Here is an 18,825-nt window from a genome sequence, read left to right on the forward strand (position 1 = left end):
CAGTGCTGATCGTAAAATCCAGCGACGGCGGAAGACCTGCGCTTACCGAGGAGCAGCGCTCAGCCCGGGAGAAGTTCTTCGGCTCGAATAAGGAGCTGCCGCCGATCAAGGATGGTCAGGAGATACGGCCGAGATGGTGAAGCCCGCTGTCACACGTTCACTCCTGATAACTGGTCTGTTCTTCCTCGCCTATGCTGCTCCCGCATTTGCGCAGGAGGGGCAGGTCCTCACGGAACTGGAAAACCAGGTCTCCTCTGCCGCGAAGGGCTGGGAGACCACCATCATGGATGCGGCGAAATCGCTGTTCTGGATCCTCGCAACGATCGAGATCGGCATTGCCGCCGTCTGGCTGGCGATCCAGTCAGCCTCGCTGGATAGCTGGTTTGCGGAGCTGGTGCGCCGGATCATGTTCGTCGGGTTCTTCGCATTCGTTCTGACCCAAGGTCCGACCTTTGCCCGGGCGGTGGTTGACAGTCTTTTCCAAATTGGTGCCGGCGGCGGTTCAGCCTCGCCCGCTGAAGTGTTCGATGCCGGCATTCGCGTCGCCTCGCAAATGTCGCAACAGGCGCAGTTCGGCGTATTCGAGGACAATGCGCTGGCGATTGCCGCGGTGCTGGCAATGGGTGTCGTCGTCATCTGCTTTTCGCTGGTTGCCGCGATTTTTGTTTCGGTGATGGTTGAGATGTATGTCGGCCTGCTCGCCGGCATGATCATGCTTGGCCTGGGCGGTTCCTCCTTCACCAAAGACTTTGCTGTTCGCTATCTTGTCTACGCCTTCGGCGTTGGCATGAAACTGATGGCGCTGGTGATGATCGCAAAGATTGGGTCACAGGTCCTCTTGGGTCTGGCCAATGCCCCGACCGCATCCTCCGACCAGTTTGTCACCACCCTGGCGATCGCCGGTATTTCCGTCGTGGTCTTCATCATCGCCATGTACGTGCCGAACATCATCCAGGGTGTCGTCCAGGGAGCCTCCGTCACCGGCGGTATGGAGACAATCCGCCACGGCGGGCAAGCGGCGTCCTTCGCCGCGGGCGCTGGATTCTTGGCCGCCGGCGCTGCCGGCGCGGGTTTTGCGGCGGCCCAAGCCGCACGAGCTGGCGGTTCATCCGTCGCTGGTGCTGCCCTGCGGGGGATAGGCGCAAGCTTCAGTTCCGGGGCACAAGCCGCAGGCTCGGCCGCGAAGGAAAAGGCAATCGGATCTCCCGGTGCTTATGCGGGGTCCATCCTCGGACTAGCCAACGCCAAGCTCGATGAACAGCGCAGCGGTCACAGCGGCCCGACGCCTCCTCCCGAACGCAACGACAAACCATAATCGAGACAAGGGAAGAATAAATGGCAGCGAACCGCGCCCCTGATAATCCGTATCTTGCCGCCCGCCAGGAATGGAACGAGCGCTACGGCACATATGTGAAGGCTGCTTCCGCATGGCGGATCGTCGGCATTCTCGGCCTGACGATGGCCGTCATCGGCTTCAGCTACGCGATGTATCTCAGTACCCAGGTCAAGCTCGTGCCTTATATCGTTGAGGTCGACAAGCTGGGGACGGCAGTCACGGCAGGCTTCCCGGAGCAGATCGAATATGCCGATGTCCGCGTGGTTCGCGCCACACTCGGCAACTTCGTGACAAGCTTTCGCTCGATCACGCCGGATGCCGTGGTGCAGAAGCAATATATCGACCGCACATACGCTCTTCTTCGCACCTCCGATCCGTCGACGGAGAAGGTCAACGCCTGGTTCCGAGGCAATTCACCTTTCGAGAAAGCGAAGTCCTCGACCGTCGCCATCGAGGTCAACAACATCGTGGCGCTCTCGAACCAGACCTATCAGATCGACTGGACGGAATACGAGCGAGACCGCAAGGGCAAGGAAACCGGCACACGCCGCTTCCGCGGCATCGCAACGGTGGCGCTCACCGCGCCACAGGATGAGGCGACGATCCGCCTCAATCCGATCGGCCTCTATGTCCGGGATTTCGACTGGACGGCACAGCTTTAAGGGCAGGGATTTCTCAATGCAAAAGACAGGATTGATCGCAGCCGCCGGCTGCATGGCCGGACTCGCCTTTGTGGTGGGCGCGCAGGCGCAAAGCATGACGAGCAACGAGGTCAAGGGTACGAATATCTCCCGCAAATGGCGCGGCACACCGGGCCTGGTCACAACGGGACCGGACGGCAAAGTGATTTTTCTGTTCGGCGAGACCCAGCCGTCCGTCGTCTGCTCGCCGCTGCAGGTCTGCGACATCGAGCTTCAGGGCGGTGAGATCGTTCGCGACGTGCTCGTCGGCGATACGGTGCGGTGGAAAGTGGAGCCGGCCACCTCGGGGGCGACAGGCGGGCAGGCCATCCATCTGATTGTCAAACCGTCGGAGCCAGGTCTTCTCACCTCGATGGTCGTCACCACCTCACGGCGAACCTATCATATCCAGCTCAAGTCCCATCCCAGCCAGTACATGGCGCGCGTTGGTTTCGAGTACCCCGAGGACACCTCCACCAAGCTCGCCGACATCAATGCCCGTCTCGAAACCGGCGGCATTCCGGGCACGGCGCCGGATAAGCTGAACTTCTCCTATTCGATCAGCGGCGGGGCTTCGTGGAAACCGAAGCGGGTCTATTCGGACGGGGTCAAGACCTACATCCAATTCCCGAAGTCGATCTCAGGTCAGGATGCGCCGGTGCTCTTCGTCGTCTCCGGCGGTCAGAACCGCATCGTCAACTACCGGATGAAGAACAACATGATGACCGTCGACTATGCGATCGACAAGGCGATCCTCGTATCAGGGGTCGGGTGGCGGCAGCAGAAGATCACCATCCGGCGGGGAGGCTGAACCATGCGCAAGCTCCTCGCACTCTTCATCGCGGCCAAACTACTCTCCGGTTGCCAAACGGCCGACGACGCGATGACCACCAATGCAACCCCGGTTGCCGTCACCGGACCGGCCGCAAGCGCGATCGCCGGTGACATGGCAAGTCGTCTCGCCGAACAAATCGGTCCGGCCAGCGCTGCGACGACCATCAAAATGGAAAAGGACCAGTCGGAATTCGCGACCGCCCTCGAGGCGGCCCTGAAGGGCTGGGGTTATACGGTCGTCACGGACGGCAAGGTCGCCAAAGACATCAAGCCGGTCGAGCTTGCTTTTGCCGTCGAGGGCTTCGACGGGCAGGTTTTTGCGCGCGTTTCGACGCCTTCCATCGCTCTTGGCCGCGCCTATACGCCGACGGCGGCCGGCGCCACGCCGACCAGTCCACTTTCGATCATGCAGCGCAACTGACGGAGAGCAATATGGTCCAGTCGCTCCAACTTGGCGCGCCAGCCCAGTCCGACGATCAGAATGGCATGCGCCGGCTCAACCGCCTGCCGATCATCATCGCCATCATCGTCGTCGCGCTCTTCGTTGGCGTCGTCGTGATCGGCCTGTCGCTGCGGGGGCTGTCCTTCCATCGAGGCGACATCGAGGGGGCTTCCAACACCCCGGCGACCAGCTTCGGCGACCAGCTCAAACGGGGTGTCACCGACGGCATCATCGGCGAGCCGGAGAAGCAGGAAGTGTTTCAACCGACCCCTGTCGTCGAGCAGAAGGTCGAGAAACAGGAGACCGCCGTTGAACGCCGGCCGAATGACCGACAGGAGAGACGCTCGCTCGAATCCGAGGAGGAGTGGAAGGCTCGCCTGAAGCGGGAGCAGGACGAGCAGTATATCCGGGAAGCGCAGCGCCAGCGGATGGCTCGCCTCCAGGCTCGCGCTACGGCGCTCGATTCGCCGCTGAAGGTAGACATCGGAGACTTCGAGAAGGCAACCTCCACCAATGACAGCGGCCGCCAGCCGACAAATGCAGCCGTCAACAGTGCGTCGGACCTTTATGCCGCCGCCATGAAATCCGGCCTGATGGGCCAAAACGTCGATCAGAACGGACAGCCGTCGAAGGAGGATTTTTTCAATCAGGACATCAAGGATCTCGGCTACCTGCCAAACCAGGTCGTGCCGCAGATGTCACCCTACGAACTGAAGCGCGGCTCGGTCATTCCCGCCACCTTGATCACCGGCCTCAATTCCGACCTGCCAGGGCGGATTACCGCGCAGGTCAGCCAGAATGTCTACGACAGCGCGAGCGGCTATCGCCTCCTTATCCCGCAGGGCGCAAAGCTGTTCGGTCGCTATGATTCCAAGGTCTCATTCGGCCAGGAGCGTGTTCTCGTCGTCTGGACTGACCTTATTTTTCCCAATGGATCCACCCTGCAGATCGGCGGCATGGCCGGCACGGACGCCGAGGGGTATGGCGGCTTCCAGGACAAGGTTGACCGCCATCTCTGGAGGACGTTCGGTTCCGCAGCTCTGGTGGCAATCATCGGGACGGGGATCGACATGTCGATGCCGGAGAGTTCAACATTGGCCACCCAGGACACGGCATCGGATGCAGCACGGCGGAATTTTGCCGAAAGCTTCGGTCGCGTCACAGAACAGACAATCTCGAAGAACCTCAACGTTCAGCCGACGATTCGCATCCGTCCTGGCTATAAGTTCAACGTTCTCGCGGACCAGGATATCATCTTTCCATCCATTTATAGCGGGCGCTAACCCATCTCGAACGCTGCTCCGCCCGTCGTTTCGTCGGGTGGAGCGATCCATCCGCGCTCAGAAATCAGCGCTCGCCAAAATCTTCTCTCAAATTGTCATATTTTAGATGAAGAGGCCTTGAATACTCGGTAGAGGTGAGTAGAAAACCAGTTGCAACGGCCGTGGATATGCTTCGGCAGAAGGCAACTGCGTTTTCATCGGAAACGAATGGGGACACGGAATTCGCAGCCACGGTCCGATGTTCCGTATGGCTCCGGCTGGCCGAACGGTGGCACCAGGTAACTCGCGGCGCGTGGTAGGCGCGACGGGTGGGAGGCTCGCAGCTGCGCAAGAGGAGACAAGTCCGTGGACGGAGACCTTCGCTCTTTAATCGATATGACGGAAGCTGCGCACGATGAACGCATGATCAAGGGCGCCCTGAAAAGCTTCGCAAACTCCCATGGCTTCGAACGTTTTGCGTATCTTCAGACCGAGGGCCTGGAAATCCGCACATTCAACTCCTATCCGGAGGAATGGCAGGATATCTATCTTGGCGGCCAATATTCGCGCATCGACCCCGTCATCACGGAAGCCAAGCGTCGCATGGAGATGTTCTACTGGACGGCCGATGATTGGCCGGCTCGTGGCACCTCGGAGCTGAGACGGTTTCGCGACCAGGCGATCGAGCACGGCATTCGCAGTGGGCTGACGATTCCGGTCGAAGGGAGTTTCGGGTCGACGATGATGCTGACCTTTGCCTCGTCGGAGAAGAAAGTCGAGAAAGCCAAACTGCTGGACGCCCAGAAAGCCGTCCGGACGGTCCTTGCAATCCATTACCGCCTGAAGATTATCGCTTCGACGACGATAATCGCTCCGAAGCGGCTACTCTCGCCAAGGGAAGCGATGTGCCTCATGTGGGCAGCAAAGGGCAAAAGTGCCCCGGAAACCGCAATGTTGACGGGGATCAACGCGAGGACGGTGCAGCACTACCTCGATAAAGCGCGCGAGAAACTTGACGCGGCGACCGTTCCACATCTAGTCGCGATCGCTAAAGATCACGGCTTGGTTTGAGGGGTCATTCATCGCCATCGAGCGGAACCTCGGGGATGTAGCCGAGCACATCGATGATCTCCGAAAGCTCTTCCTGCTGGGCTTCGGATTTCCTTTGCCGCGCGGCATACTCTTGCTGCAAGCTTTCGAGCACGGCGCTCGAAACCGAGGGGTCGGCGGACGCGCGGGTCCATTCCTCATAAACAGCTTCGTCGGCGACTATAAGCCGGCGGTGCTCTCGGATTGCAGATATAGCAAGCGCCTCTAGTTCTGATTTTTCCATTGAACGTAAACAGGATCCCATCGGTTTGGTTTCGTGTTTTGTCTCGGATAAGTTCACGTCCTTCATCCGCTTCCCCTTAATTTCTTCATTTGCCGCTCGAAAGCCAAATCCTGGTGAGCATTATACCGCATAGGCCATAACTGCACGGCCTGTCTTTCAGAAGTTCATATACCCTATATCCCAAGGTAACTTGTGACGGCCTGGACGAGCAATATCACGCGCCGTGACGAATCGGAACTATAGTTCCTGGAATAATAGTTCCGATTCAGGTTCCGCTCGCGTCATGGATCTCAAGGAGGTCATGGCGATCAATATGCGTCGAATCCGTCATGGCAAACAATTGACGCAGGAGGAAGTGGCCCACCGTACGGGCCTCAGTGTCCGCCATGTCGGAGCAATCGAGCGTGCCGAGATGTCGGCGACCGTCACCGTCCTTGGCCAAATCGCAGAGGCACTGGGCGTCGAACCTGCCGTGCTTGTGACGAGATGAGTAGACGCGCGCGTGCTGACTGCTAGTTGCTGCCCTTGAGGCCCCGTTATGACGCAGCCGGGCATGAATCTGCTCTAATCGTATTTCCGCGCGGCCGTTCTTTCGTGGATGGCTGTGCTGGTGCTTTGATCAACTCGAACACCACGTTCGTGCGGGGCGTTCCGACAAACACTAATATCATGCATTTGAGTTACACTAATTTTCTGCTTTGAACCTCAATACTCGCCTCGCTGCCCCCGGCGAAACGAAGTCAATCTATTTTTGGCCTCCAATGTGTGAGAGGTCGATCCGCATCCCCGCTCGGCCAACATCCTGCACCGTCTCAGGCTCTTGCTCTCCTGGTTTCGGTTCGGCGCTCTCTTCCTCGTCGGGGATCTTCTCCTCGCTTTGCTGCGGCACTTCAACTGCCGTTCCCGGATCCTCCGCCTGAAACACACTGACGCCCTCGAACTCGCCGGTCTTCCATGCGTAGACCGCATCCTCGAAGATCTGCGGGAAGACATCTTTGCTCGTCGGGTTGCCATACCATTTCGCGACGATCCGGAGCACCTTGGCGAACATCGCCGTGCCTTTGCGGAGGTTCTGGCAGGCATCGACGAGGTCCGGTTTGAGATCACTCGCTTCCTTGACGCCAACGCCGGCGGGAAACTGCGTGAGACCGACGCGGACCACCGCCTGACCAGCATATTGCCGCACGATCACCATCGCCTCGTCAGCCGACGCAGCTTTTGGCACGAGGATCAAACGGCCACCGGATTTGACGGTGACGGCGAGGGGATCAGCCGAGCCTGCTGATACCACGAACCGTTCGACGATCGCGGGTTTTAGGGAAGGGTCGGCGCATTCTTTGATCAGGGCGGCGTCCAGCATAGTGTCTCCTTTCAGGTGTTAAAGGCAATGACGAGCGGCTTTGCGAAGAGTTTTACCCAGGCGGTAGTCGCGGCGCGCTGTATGGCAATGATCGACGTGCCTTCGGTCCACCAGCCGTTTCCGACGGCGAGGATGGCGTCCGGATCGTGCAGCATCGACTGCAGGACCGGCCAAACGATCAGTTGCTCGTAGCAGATCAGTGGTGCGGCCCGGCCGGCACCGATAGTGACGATTGGGTTCGCGAAGAAATCCGCCCGGGCGCCGCCGCTCTCCCCAAACCAGGATCGCCATGGCTGCCACATCGAGCCGGGAACCGGCATGCGTTCGCGATAAAGGATGCGGCGACCCTTGCCGTCGATCGAGACGAGGACATTGTCGTAGCCGTCTGCGTCGACTACCACGGCGCCGGCGATGACGGTGGCATCGCCATCGGCAAGTGCGCCCGTCCATAGACGCTCCACGGTCGGCGTCCAGAAGCCGAGCGCACTTTCTGGCAACACCACAAAGCGGGTGCCATCGCCGGCAGCGTCGCGCACCGTTGCGATCAGGTCATGCTGGCGTCGAAGACCGGTGTCGCGGCCAAGCGAAGCGCCCATTTCCAGATCGACGCCGCGCCAGGCTTCCGGTAGTCTCGGGTCGGTCCAGATTGCGGCGGACCATAGCCAAAAGCCGGTCAAGGCGATGGCGACAGCTGGCCATATGCGGGTTACGAGGCCCGCAAGGCCAGCTGTCATCCAGCCCAGTCCCCACCATCCCCATCCCGGAAACAAAACTCCAGCGGCCGTGACAGGATGCGCCCAGCCCGTGATGCCGAACGGCGGGACGGCCATGATGACGGCCGCAAGGAGATAGCGGAACGGACGAATGCCGGCGATCCCGGTCCACAGGACCGTATGCACGGCGACGAAGCTCGAGGACGCGCACAGCCAGAGGAGCAGCCCCGGCCAGATATCAGACGAATAGAAGGCAGCGACGCCTTGCGGCAGGCCACGAGATGCGGCCAGAAAATAGCTGGCCGAGACAAGGGCCGCGACCGCCCTCGTTTGCGCCATCGACCAAAGAACGGGAAACGCCAGGGCGACGGGCAGAAGCAACGCGTGGCCGCTCCAGCCCACCACGCCGATCGCGATCGAAGCGACTATCAGCTGCGTCGCCCGAAGAAACTCACGGCGCATAGGTGAGGATCTCCTGCGCTAGGCCGAGAATGCCTGAAGCGGGCACCGGACCGAAGTACCGGGAGTCGAAGGAGCCCGGGAACGCCGAATGCAGGAAGAGATGTCCTGGCGGAACGATGCCACTCGGAAACGGCGCCAGCGGCCGCCCCTTTCCGTCTCGTGGCGCGAGGCTGGAAGAGGCAACCACCCGCCCATCGACAATCACGCTGGCGCCGATTTCGACATGCTGGCCTGCGACGGCGATCACCGTCTTGATCAACGGGGCGACGCCACCCGGGCAGGAACCGGAACGGAGATAGTCGCGCGCTCGCGCCTCCCGCATTTCCGCGGTTGCCGGTGGGCAAACGAACACTAGGTCACTGACAGCAACGGGGCGACCGAGCGGAACGATACGCCACAGGCCGAGTGGCTCGCTCGGGGTCAGATTGATGCGATAACCGCCGGCGAGGGCAGTCGCCACCAGCACGATAGCGGCCAACGTCGTGGCCGAGAGGATCACGGCCGCTCGTCGTTGTTGCGCGGTTATCGCCTGGCGCGCTCTAGCTGCCGCCGTCATTTCAGGGAGAGCCCTTGGCTCTTCGTCTGGCGCAGTGTCTCAGCCTGCTTAAGCGCCTCCGTCGTTCGTTCATGAGCGGCAAGCTGCTGGACCGTCCGCATGGAATTCCACGCAGACTGGACCTCAGCCTTCTGGCCAGCCGTCATGCCCGCTGTAACGGTCTCGAAGGCCTTGCCGTTGGTGTCTTTCGCGGCGAGAGGCAGGAAGGTCCGTTCTCCGAAACGCTCGGACACAGCCTTCGCGAAACCTTCGAGTTCAGCTTTCACCATTTTGTCGGCCAACGCATATTCAAGGCCGGCAGGGAGATCGTTGCGATCGATGGCATCGCGGACGCGTTCGAGCATCTGCTTGGCCGCTGGCGAGAGCGCAGGGATGTCGACCGAAACCTTGAGCCGGACCGCGCGCTCCTCCGTCTCATGCTTCAATTCGGCCTCGGCCCGCTCACGAAGATAGCGTTCAAGATTGCGGCCAAGTGCCGGGACATTGGCGATGGCTTTTTCCCGGTCCTGCTTCTCGGCACGGCTGGCAAGAAGACCGGGCTTGCCCTTTAGCGTACCGAAACTTTCGGGGGCGTCGGCGACCTTCGCGAGAGTGGACTTCGCGACCGATTGGTCCTTGACCATCGCGTCGACATTGATTGCCTTGAAGGCAGCCTCCGGCTGCGCGTAGACGAGGTGGAAGCGGGTCGAGACGTCCTCCCATTGTTTCTTGAGGCCGGGGTCGGCGGCGAGCTTGTCCTCGACAGCCTGCTCGAACGATTTAGGGAAGGTGGTGATGCCTGACACCATGGGCTTGGCCTCCTTGATCGGGTTCTGGATTGGGGAGTTTTTGAAGTTGCCGACGAAACCGAGTTTCGTTGCAATTGCGGCAAGACGGGCGCCGAGGCCGACCAGCTTCTGTTTCTGCCGAATGGTCCATTCCAGGCGATCGCGCGCGACCGCCCGGGCGACATTCATGAGGTGCAGGCCCCGGGCTTCCGCGAAGCGCAGCGCCTGGCGATAGAACGACGCCTGCTCGTAATCGAGGGTCGTCTCCTTGGCGTTTCGGCGCGATAGGATCGGGATGAGGCCGCCGGATTTCGCGAAGGAGCGACTGCCGTAGTAGACGGCGAGATCTTCACGATGGCGGGTCATCGCGACGTAGGTCAGATGCCGGTCGAGCGACAGTGACGCAAGCACCTTCACCCGGTCGACGGTCGCCCCCTGGCTCTTGTGGATCGTCGTGGCATAACCGTGATCGAGATTGTTGTAGAAGCGCTGCTCGATAGTAACCTGACGGCGGTGCTCTCCTTCACCAACCTCGGCGACGACCCGGCCAGGAGCGGCTTTGAGCACCTTTGCGAGCATGCCGTTCTTAACGCCGAGGCTGCCCTCGTTCTTGAGGAACACGATCTGATCTCCCGGCGCAAATTTGCGGTGTCCGTCCTCCGTCTTGAATGCAAATCCTTCTGCGACGACACCGCGTTCGACCAACTTGGCGCGCGCCATATCGTTGAGCATTCGCACATCACGGCGAAGGTGCGCGAGGATCAGGCTGGTCTTCGAGGGGTCGTAGTCGCGGTCCCACGCTGCGATCAGGCTCTCGACCGCCTCGTCCTTCAGTCTCAAGCCAATCATTCGACCATGAGCGGTATAGGCGTCGACAGCCTTGCGGATATTGCCACGAGCGAGATCGAGCGAGGCATCGCGCATCCATTGCTGGCGCTGACGGTAGATCGTTTCGAGTTCGGCATAGCCGATGCGAGCGGCAATGGCGCGAAAGGCGGCACCCGCTTCGATCGGCTGGAGTTGTTCGGGATCGCCGACGAGGACAAGTTTGGCGCCGGCCTTGGTCACCGTCTCGACCAACAGCGCCATCTGCCGTGACGACACCATGCCGGCCTCGTCGAGTACGATGACAGTCTTGTTGTCGAGCTGGTTGCGACCCTGGTTCCAGCGAAGCTCCCACGACGACAGCGTGCGCGATGGGATGCCCGCTTCCTTCTCCAATCCCTCGGCTGCTTTGCCGGCCAGTGCTATGCCGACCACACGATAGCCGGCTGCTTCCCACGCCTCACGGGCAGCCTTCATCATCGTCGTCTTGCCGGCGCCGGCACGACCAATCACGGCGGCGATCCTCTCTCCGCCGGCGACATGTTCGATCGCCGTCCGCTGCTCATCCGATAGACGAGAATGGCGTGCAAAGGTCGCCTGCAGCACCGCCTCACGGACACCATGGGAGGCGCGAGCGGAAAGCCAGATAGCGCGGTTGGCCATCTCGGCTTCAAGCCGGATCATCTCCCGGGTCGTGTATTTCGCCAGCTCTCGGACCCCGGTCGCAAGATTCATTCGCTCGCGCTCGAGCCTGAGCGCTTCCGGGCTCTGCAGAATCCTCACCATCAGGCTTTGGAAGAGACGGGCATCGTCGATATAGCGATACAACACCTTCGCAACATCACGTTCGTCGAAGACGCTCTTCTCCCGCGTGATCAGCTCAAGCACGATCTCGGGGCGGCGCTGGATGCGGCGTGCATTCTCGCTACGACGAGCTTCCTGAAGCTCGATGCGTTCGAGTTTGGGAGGCGCGGTCTCCTGCTTCCCGTCGGATTGCTCGGCCTTGCGCTCGATGGCTTTGGCGCCGACGCCGAGGTGAATGGTCGGCTCGAGGTCGATACCCTGCTTTTCGAAGGAGCGGCCATCGATGCGAATATCGAGGCCGGCGAGCGCCAGATGTTTGTTCTGGCAGGCAAACCAGCCGTCGCGGAAAGCGTTGAAGTCCTCAGTGCTACCGGCCCACAGGTCATAGACGATCTTGCCTGCATCATTGCGGATCGGTTTGCCGTCCCGACCGAGCACAGCGACCTTCTTCGAACCGAACCCATCTTCGGTGAGCGGCCGCAATGTCGTCATCAGGTGGACATGCGGATTGCCGGGGGCGTCGTGATAGACCCAGTCGGCGACCATCCCCTTCGCCGTGATGTGCCTCTCCACAAAGTCGCGCATGAGAGCGATATTCTGCTCGGATGTCAGCTCGAGCGGCAGGGCAATGGTGACATCCTTGGCGAGCTGCGCATCGGATCGCTTCTCGAATGCCTCCACCTTGTTCCAGAAGGCTTCGGATGCTCCCGCGACTGAGCGATCTGCAATCATGCTGCGCACCCATTCGGGCGAGTCTGCCGGAATCACAAACTCTTCGTGCAACAGCCCCAGCTTGCGGGTGTAATCGATCGTTCGCGCTTCCCGCTCGTATTCCATTTTCGCGCAGTGCCGGTAGGCCGCCGACAGGACAGCGCTGCGGCCGGAGCCGCGGGCGACGACGCTGACGGAGAAATGGGGGACGGCCACGGCGGAGTTCTTTCCCGGTTGCAAACGAAATCAACGGGTTCGTCGGGAGCGGGAGGCCGGACCAAGCAAGGGCGTCGCGTGAGCGACGTATAATTGCGCCCTTGGAAGCCGCTCCTTCGGAACGGCCGGGATCATTCACCAAAGAATCGCCCTTGGCGATTGTAGGATTCACAGTAGTGCGTTCCGCACTCCGTTCGGAAAGACTGGCTTCGAAAGACAAGCTTTCTCAGCCATGGAGACGATCGGACATGAAAAAACCTGCCTCGAAAATCCGCGACGAAATCGCCAAGTTGCAGGAGCAGCTCAAGGTCGCCGAGACAAGAGAAGCCGAGCGGATCGGCCGGATCGCGCTCAAGGCCGGCCTTGGCGAGATCGAGATTGAGGAAGGGGAGCTGCAGGCCGCTTTCGAGGAAGTGGCGACGCGGTTTCGCGGAGGCCAAGGGGGAGGGAAGGGCGCTACGAACGGAGGGAAAAAGGGTGCCGGCGATAGCAGCGGCGCAACGTCGACGCCGGCGGACTCCTCTGGTGCGGGCGCGGGCAGCACTGGCGAGGCTTGAGCGTATGGCGAGGACGATGACATCCGACGCCCGCAAGAAGGAAACGCGGGAAAAGATCGAGCTCGGCGGCCTGATCGTCAAGGCCGGGCTGCGTTACGAGAAGCGCGCGCTGTTGCTGGGCGCGCTGATCGATGTCGCCCGCCGAATCAAGGGTGATGAGGGCGAGCGATCCAGGCTCACGGCAATCGGCGCGGAGGCCTTTGGCAATGACGATCAATAGGATTGCGCTCGTCGTCGGGCCGGCGGCGCTGATGATCCTGGTCGTCATCGGGATGACGGGGATCGAGCAGTGGATTTCCGGCTTCGGGAAGACCGAGGCCGCACGCTTGGCATGGGGGCGTGCGGGCATCGCGCTGCCCTATGTCGCCAGCGCGGCGATCGGTATCGTGTTCTTGTTCGCAAGTGCCGGCGCGATCAGCATCAAGCAGGCAGGCTGGGGCGTCGTTGCGGGATGCAGTGGAACGATCCTGATCGCGGCTACCCGCGAAACCATACGCCTTGCCGCTTTCACGAAGACGCTGCCAACCGGCAAGACGGTCTTCGCCTATCTCGATCCGGCAACGTCGATTGGAGTAGGCGCAGCGTTCATGTGTGCCTGCTTCGCACTCCGCGTTGCGTTCATCGGCAATGCGGCATTCGCAAGGGCCGAGCCAAAGCGCATTCAGGGCAAGAGGGCACTGCATGGCGAAGCCGACTGGATGAAGCCGCCAGAGGCGGCGAAGCTGTTTTCCGATTCCGGCGGCATCGTCATCGGCGAGCGCTATCGGGTCGACAAGGACAGCGTCGCGGCATTGGCATTTCGAGCCGATAGCGCGGAGACCTGGGGCGCCGGCGGCAAGTCGCCGTTGCTGTGCTTCGATGGCTCATTCGGCTCGTCGCACGGGATCGTCTTTGCGGGGTCCGGTGGTTTCAAGACGACGTCGGTGACCATCCCGACGGCACTCAAATGGGGCGGCACGCTGATCGTGCTCGATCCGTCGAACGAGGTCGCCCCGATGGTCTCCGCGCATCGCGGCGGAGCGGGAAGGGACGTGTTCGTCCTCGACCCGAGGAAGTCGGACATGGGCTTCAACGTGCTGGACTGGGTCGGCCGTTTCGGCGGAACGAAGGAAGAGGATATTGCCTCTGTCGCATCGTGGATCATGAGCGACAGCGGCGGCGCGCGCGGTGTCCGTGACGACTTCTTTCGCGCGTCAGCCCTGCAGTTGCTCACCGCGCTCATCGCCGATGTCTGCCTGTCCGGTCACATGGACGAGAAGGACCAGACGCTTCGCCGGGTGCGCATGAACCTGTCGGAGCCGGAACCGACCTTGCGCAAGCGCCTGCAGGACATCTACGACAATTCGGGTTCGGATTTCGTGAAGGAGAACGTCGCTGCCTTCGTCAATATGACGCCGGAAACCTTCTCCGGCGTCTATGCCAATGCGGTCAAGGAAACGCATTGGCTTTCCTATCCGAATTATGCCGCCCTGGTGTCCGGACGGAAATTCTCGACCAGCGACATCGCCGCGGGAAATACCGACGTCTTCATCAACATCGACCTCAAGACGTTGGAGACTCATTCCGGTCTTGCGCGTGTCGTCATCGGCTCGCTTCTCAACGCGATCTATAATCGCGACGGAAAGCTTGAAGGGCGCGCGCTGTTTCTTCTCGATGAGGTCGCCCGCCTCGGTTACATGCGGATCCTCGAGACTGCGCGCGACGCCGGCCGCAAATACGGAATCACGCTGACGATGATCTATCAGTCGATCGGCCAGATGCGCGAAACCTATGGCGGCCGCGACGCGGCAAGCAAGTGGTTCGAGAGTGCCAGCTGGATCTCGTTCGCCGCAATTAACGATCCCGAGACCGCCGACTACATCTCGAAACGTTGCGGCATGACCACGGTCGAGATCGACCAGGTCAGCCGCAGTTCCCAGGCAAGGGGATCATCGCGAACACGCTCGAAGCAGCTTGCCGCCAGACCGCTTATCCAGCCGCATGAGGTTCTGCGCATGCGGGCCGACGAGCAGATCGTGTTCACGGCCGGCAATGCACCGCTCAGATGCGGGCGCGCCATCTGGTTCCGGCGCAACGATATGAGAGCCTGCGTCGGCGAGAACCGGTTTCATTCGATGGGCGGAAGGGAGAAGGAAGGTTCGAATTCGGCGTCTGCGGTAAACGCCTATGAAACCAAACCGGCTGTAACCTCTGCCGCCGAAGAGGAATGAAAAGCTTGGCGCAAAAGAACGTCATCCCGTTCAGGAAAAATCGGAAGGTCGCCAACGACCGTCCCGGCATTAATGACTCGCGATCGACGCCGCGTCGTCATGGTCACGATCGCGGCCGAGGCTTTCCGACCGCGATTGTCTGGGCCGTGGTGATCGGCGCCGCGGGCTGGCTCTATCTTGATCGCAATGGCCATCTCGACATCGCTGCGGCTTTCGTCAAAGCGCCTGCGCAAGACAGCCAATCGGCGTCGTTCGTGATCTGCGGCGACAGCCATCGCACGAACTGCGTCGTCGACGGCGACACCTTCTGGTTCGAGGGCAAGAAAATCCGCATCGCCGACATCGATACGCCCGAACTCAGCCCGCCCCGCTGCGAAGCTGAACGGATCAAAGGTGAAGCGGCAAAGTCGCGACTACTAACGCTGCTCAACGCCGGAAAGTTTTCGCTGTCGGCCGGCTTCCGCGACGAGGACAAGTATGGACGTAAACTTCGAACCGTATCGCGTGCGGGCAATTCTCTGGGCGATGTTTTGATCAAGGAAGGCCTTGCCCGGCCATGGGATGGCGCGCGACATGGCTGGTGCCAGGGGAAATGACAACCATCATCATCGTCCGCTGTCAGGAGAGAGAGATGGGGCTTGGGATCATAGCCGGCTCGGCTGGTCGATCCGGCAGGAACGGCTCAAGCGAAAGGCAAAGACCAGAGGCGGTAAGCCGCCTCTGGTCTGGGCTTCAATCGCCCGGGTCGAAAGGCTCCTTGTCCTCAAGGCCGATGTGCCATCGTTTGTCGGACCACCGGGAGGGGAGGTAGATCTCATCACCACCGAAGTGCGCGATGATGATCTTTCCGGGCTCGTGGAACAAACCGAAATCGACCTTGTTGTCGATGGCCCAAAGCAGCGCCGCAGACAGAAACTCGCGCGAGATATCGGCGGGAAGGTGCACTTCAGCATCGAAACTGCTGCGCAGATGTTCAAGCCCGGTCGGCTGCTGATCCGCAAGTTTCCGCTCTTCGCTAACCGGCTGTGTGATGTGATGCTGTGTCATCAGGGTCTCCTTTTCGTTTTCTGGCGAAAAGTGTCCGCACCGAAGTCCGTGAGGGGTCAGGGACCGCTGAACGCGGCCGCCGTGCGGCGAGCGGAGGAACCGACTTTCTCTGTGCCGCTTGCGGTGCGGGGAAAATTGGAGGGGCCGCGATGTCATTGACGCCGGAACGGCGGGTGCAAGATAGGACGTCAGAGAGAGATAGGACCGCGTCCTGAAAAGGACGCGACCGCTTGCCAGCTCTGATGGCCAAAAGACCTTCAGTCAGTGCACCTTCAGCTCCGCTCAGAACTCTTCCCAGGTCTGCTTGACGGCGGCGTTGCCGGAAAAGGCCTTGGCGACGGCGCCGACGATCCGGCGCGCGGGCGATGCGACCGGCCGGCTGGATGGGCTCGCCTCGGTGAGGGACGCCGGCCGGCGCATGGCTTCGCCAAACTGGAACTGGCTGATCAGGTCGCGAAGCCGTCCTGCTTCACCGGCAAGGGTCGCGCTCGCCGCATTGCTCTCCTCGACCATGGCCGCATTCTGCTGCGTGACCTGATCCATCTGGTTGACGGCGGTATTCACCTCCGCGAGACCGACCGATTGTTCCCGGGCCGATGTCGCGATCGAGTCCATATGCTGGTTGACGGTGACGATGTAGCCCTCGATGGTTTTCAGGGCAGTCCCGGTCTCGCTGACGAGCTTCACGCCATTCTCCACCTCGACGGAGGAGTTGCGGATCAGCTCCTTGATCTCTCTGGCGGCCTTGGCGGAGCGTTGCGCGAGTTCACGCACTTCCTGTGCAACAACCGCGAAGCCTTTGCCGGCCTCGCCGGCACGGGCCGCTTCGACGCCGGCATTGAGCGCAAGTAGATTGGTCTGGAACGCGATTTCGTCGATGACGCCGATGATGTTGGAGACCTGCTTCGACGATTGCTCGATCTTCTCCATGGCGTCGACAGCACTCGCCACCACTTGGCCGGATTGGGAGGCACTGGTATTGGCCTGGGCGGCGATCCTGCGGGCTTCGTCGGCCCGCTTGGAAGAATTGGCGACATTCACGGTGATCTGGTCGAGCGCCGCCGCCGTTTCTTCCAGCGACGCGGCCTGCTGCTCGGTGCGCTTGGAGAGATCATCGGCGCTGATGCTAACCTCGCGGCTGCCGCTATCGATGGCGTTGGCCGCGTCGGCGACGGAGCGCAGCGTCTCGGCAAGCTGGCCGGCCGCGCCATTGAAATCGGCGCGCAGCGTCTCGAATTCATCCGCGAAGGGCTCGGAGAGACGGAACGTCAAATCACCCGCAGAAAGGTGCTTGAGCCCTTTGCCGAGACCTTGGGTGGCTTGGGCCATGGCTTCTGCCCGGAGGCGATCGCTTTCAGCCTTACGGCGACGATCGTCTTCCGTCAGGTTTCGCTGTTCTTCCGCTTCCTGCTCGAGGCGAATATTGGCGACCGCATTGGCGCGGAACACTTCGACAGCGCCGGCCATGTCCGTTATCTCGTCGCGACCGGACATGGGAACCTGAGTGGAATGATCACCGGAGGCGATACGGCCCATGACCGTCGCAAGCCTGATCAGCCGCCGCGTCACGAAACGCCGGACGTAGAACAGGGCGGCAAGCGCGGCTGCAATCACCAGAAAGCTCGTTGCCGCATTGACGGCGACAGTCTGCTGGGTCATCCCCCGAGACAATTCCGCAGCATTTCGGGCGGCCTGCTTTTCCTTCGCCGCGATCAATTTGACGTCGACGCCAAGGATGATGGAGGTCACCGTCAGATCATTCAGCATATCTGCGATCTGACCGTTGACCTTGGCCTGGGCGGATCGAAGCGCAAACAGGCCTTCAGGACCTCCACCCTCATTCTGGAGAGCCGTGACAAGCTGTTGCATCGCAGCACTACCGCCTGAAGCTTTCAGCCGCGCGAGGATGCTGTCAATCTCCTTGCCAGTCGCATCATATTGATCCTTGACTGCGGCCAGTTCGGTGTCTGACGCATCCGGTATCGCCGATATCAGTGTCGATATCTCGGCGGCCGCCATCTGGAGATCGGTCAGGGCACGCGATCGCTCGATACTGCTGTCCACCGCTCCGACCTGCGCGTTGCGGAGCATTGACGCCAGGGACTTGTAACGGGACAGAGCGCGAGCCACGCCCTCCTGCATGCGGAATTTCGCCTTGATCCGGTCGGAAGATATGGCTGTCAGCTGATTGAGCTTTGGTTCGAGGCTTTGGCTCGTCTTCTCGACCGAATCGAGCAGTTCCGGCGCCACGCCAAGGTCGCGCAAAGCCGTCAGTCGACCGCTTTGACCGGCGAGGATGGCTTCCAGGCGCTTCGAACTTGCGTCGAGCGAAGCGAGATCCGGCTCATAGACGAGATTGGGCGCCTCTGCGAGAAGGATGGCGCTTTCTTGCGCGAAGGCGAGGGATTCGGTGACGGTTGGGAGGGTTCGATCGCCGAGTTCCTTGACGATGCCGGAACTTTTCATCGAATACCAGGACGAGGAGGCGCCGGCGATGGCGGCGAGGGCAGCAATGCCGACAAATGCCGCCGTCAAGCGTCCGGCGATCCCGAAATTACGTCGGTCGTTGGATTTCGCTGTTGCTGGTGTCATCGAAGACGGCTCCTTGGATTCGGGGCGACAGTGGGCGCTTTGATCACGCCACGCTCGCTGGGGTGGTTCGAATAGTTTCGTGATGACATCGACTTCTGACGTTCATCGAGCCGCGGTA

The 18,825-nt window shown here is 61.0% G+C and carries 19 protein-coding genes; 12 read left to right on the forward strand and 7 right to left on the reverse strand.

Annotated elements, in window-relative coordinates:
• The first annotated feature begins 2 nt into the window (after positions 1–2).
• From trbK to ACST81_RS26810, 7 genes are all read left to right on the forward strand, one after another.
• Positions 3–140, forward strand: coding sequence for an entry exclusion protein TrbK (gene trbK / locus ACST81_RS26780; RefSeq protein WP_404944684.1), 138 nt, complete (start codon positions 3–5; stop codon positions 138–140).
• Positions 134–1,315 carry a P-type conjugative transfer protein TrbL gene (gene trbL / locus ACST81_RS26785; protein ID WP_012476001.1) on the forward strand — a complete coding sequence of 394 codons (1,182 nt, stop codon included), beginning with the start codon at positions 134–136 and terminating at the stop codon, positions 1,313–1,315. Before trbK ends, trbL begins: the two co-directional genes overlap by 7 nt.
• A gap of 20 nt (positions 1,316–1,335) precedes the next feature.
• Entirely contained in the window at positions 1,336–1,998 is a 663-nt protein-coding gene (locus ACST81_RS26790; protein ID WP_012476000.1) for a conjugal transfer protein TrbF, read from the forward strand.
• A gap of 16 nt (positions 1,999–2,014) precedes the next feature.
• Entirely contained in the window at positions 2,015–2,827 is an 813-nt protein-coding gene (trbG, locus tag ACST81_RS26795; protein WP_012475999.1) for a P-type conjugative transfer protein TrbG, read from the forward strand.
• Between the two features lie 3 nt (positions 2,828–2,830).
• Positions 2,831–3,271, forward strand: coding sequence for a conjugal transfer protein TrbH (gene trbH, locus ACST81_RS26800; protein ID WP_012475998.1), 441 nt, complete (start codon positions 2,831–2,833; stop codon positions 3,269–3,271).
• Positions 3,272–3,282: 11 nt separating this feature from the next.
• Positions 3,283–4,575: an IncP-type conjugal transfer protein TrbI gene (trbI, locus tag ACST81_RS26805; protein WP_012475997.1), complete on the forward strand. Its 1,293-nt coding sequence runs from the start codon at positions 3,283–3,285 to the stop codon at positions 4,573–4,575.
• Positions 4,576–4,920: 345 nt separating this feature from the next.
• Positions 4,921–5,625, forward strand: a complete 705-nt coding sequence (locus tag ACST81_RS26810; RefSeq protein ID WP_077768125.1) for an autoinducer binding domain-containing protein — start codon at positions 4,921–4,923, stop codon at positions 5,623–5,625.
• A gap of 4 nt (positions 5,626–5,629) precedes the next feature.
• Here ACST81_RS26810 and ACST81_RS26815 read toward each other — a convergent pair whose 3' ends face one another.
• Positions 5,630–5,953, reverse strand: a complete 324-nt coding sequence (locus ACST81_RS26815) for a transcriptional repressor TraM (RefSeq protein WP_012475995.1) — start codon at positions 5,951–5,953, stop codon at positions 5,630–5,632.
• 217 nt (positions 5,954–6,170) lie between these two features.
• On the opposite strand from ACST81_RS26815, the gene ACST81_RS26820 reads away from it, so the two are divergent.
• Entirely contained in the window at positions 6,171–6,377 is a 207-nt protein-coding gene (locus ACST81_RS26820; protein ID WP_077768126.1) for a helix-turn-helix domain-containing protein, read from the forward strand.
• A gap of 255 nt (positions 6,378–6,632) precedes the next feature.
• Here the strand turns inward: ACST81_RS26820 and ACST81_RS26825 are convergent, their stop codons facing one another.
• From ACST81_RS26825 to traA, 4 genes are read right to left on the reverse strand one after another with little or no spacing between them, the layout of a single operon-like run.
• A complete protein-coding gene (locus tag ACST81_RS26825; protein WP_012475993.1) occupies positions 6,633–7,247 on the reverse strand; it encodes a TraH family protein in 615 nt (204 codons plus the stop codon).
• A gap of 11 nt (positions 7,248–7,258) precedes the next feature.
• Positions 7,259–8,422 (reverse strand): conjugal transfer protein TraB, encoded by a 1,164-nt coding sequence (locus ACST81_RS26830; RefSeq protein WP_012475992.1) that lies wholly within the window; start codon positions 8,420–8,422, stop codon positions 7,259–7,261.
• Positions 8,412–8,978, reverse strand: coding sequence for a conjugative transfer signal peptidase TraF (traF, locus tag ACST81_RS26835; protein WP_012475991.1), 567 nt, complete (start codon positions 8,976–8,978; stop codon positions 8,412–8,414). The genes ACST81_RS26830 and traF overlap by 11 nt, the downstream gene beginning before the upstream one ends.
• Positions 8,975–12,301, reverse strand: coding sequence for a Ti-type conjugative transfer relaxase TraA (traA, locus tag ACST81_RS26840; protein WP_012475990.1), 3,327 nt, complete (start codon positions 12,299–12,301; stop codon positions 8,975–8,977). Before traA ends, traF begins: the two co-directional genes overlap by 4 nt.
• Positions 12,302–12,549: 248 nt before the next feature.
• Between traA and traC the strand changes: the two genes are divergently transcribed.
• The 4 genes from traC to ACST81_RS26860 all read left to right on the forward strand — a co-directional run bounded on the left by traC (position 12,550) and on the right by ACST81_RS26860 (position 15,664).
• Complete coding sequence (gene traC, locus ACST81_RS26845) at positions 12,550–12,858, forward strand: conjugal transfer protein TraC (protein ID WP_012475989.1); 309 nt, start codon at positions 12,550–12,552, stop codon at positions 12,856–12,858.
• A 4-nt stretch (positions 12,859–12,862) separates the two neighbouring features.
• Entirely contained in the window at positions 12,863–13,078 is a 216-nt protein-coding gene (gene traD / locus ACST81_RS26850) for a type IV conjugative transfer system coupling protein TraD (RefSeq protein ID WP_012475988.1), read from the forward strand.
• On the forward strand, positions 13,065–15,068 hold the full coding sequence (gene traG / locus ACST81_RS26855) for a Ti-type conjugative transfer system protein TraG (RefSeq protein WP_012475987.1): 2,004 nt from the start codon (positions 13,065–13,067) through the stop codon (positions 15,066–15,068). The genes traD and traG overlap by 14 nt, the downstream gene beginning before the upstream one ends.
• A gap of 200 nt (positions 15,069–15,268) precedes the next feature.
• Positions 15,269–15,664, forward strand: coding sequence for a thermonuclease family protein (locus tag ACST81_RS26860; RefSeq protein WP_234888144.1), 396 nt, complete (start codon positions 15,269–15,271; stop codon positions 15,662–15,664).
• A gap of 136 nt (positions 15,665–15,800) precedes the next feature.
• Here ACST81_RS26860 and ACST81_RS26865 read toward each other — a convergent pair whose 3' ends face one another.
• Positions 15,801–16,115, reverse strand: a complete 315-nt coding sequence (locus ACST81_RS26865; protein WP_077768127.1) for a hypothetical protein — start codon at positions 16,113–16,115, stop codon at positions 15,801–15,803.
• Between the two features lie 282 nt (positions 16,116–16,397).
• The gene (locus tag ACST81_RS26870; RefSeq protein WP_012475985.1) at positions 16,398–18,707 is read right to left on the reverse strand and encodes a methyl-accepting chemotaxis protein; all 2,310 of its coding nucleotides are present in this window, start codon (positions 18,705–18,707) and stop codon (positions 16,398–16,400) included.
• Positions 18,708–18,825 lie beyond the last annotated feature (118 nt).

This window comes from Pararhizobium sp. O133 (assembly GCF_051669845.1).
Classification (GTDB): Bacteria; Pseudomonadota; Alphaproteobacteria; order Rhizobiales; family Rhizobiaceae; genus Pararhizobium.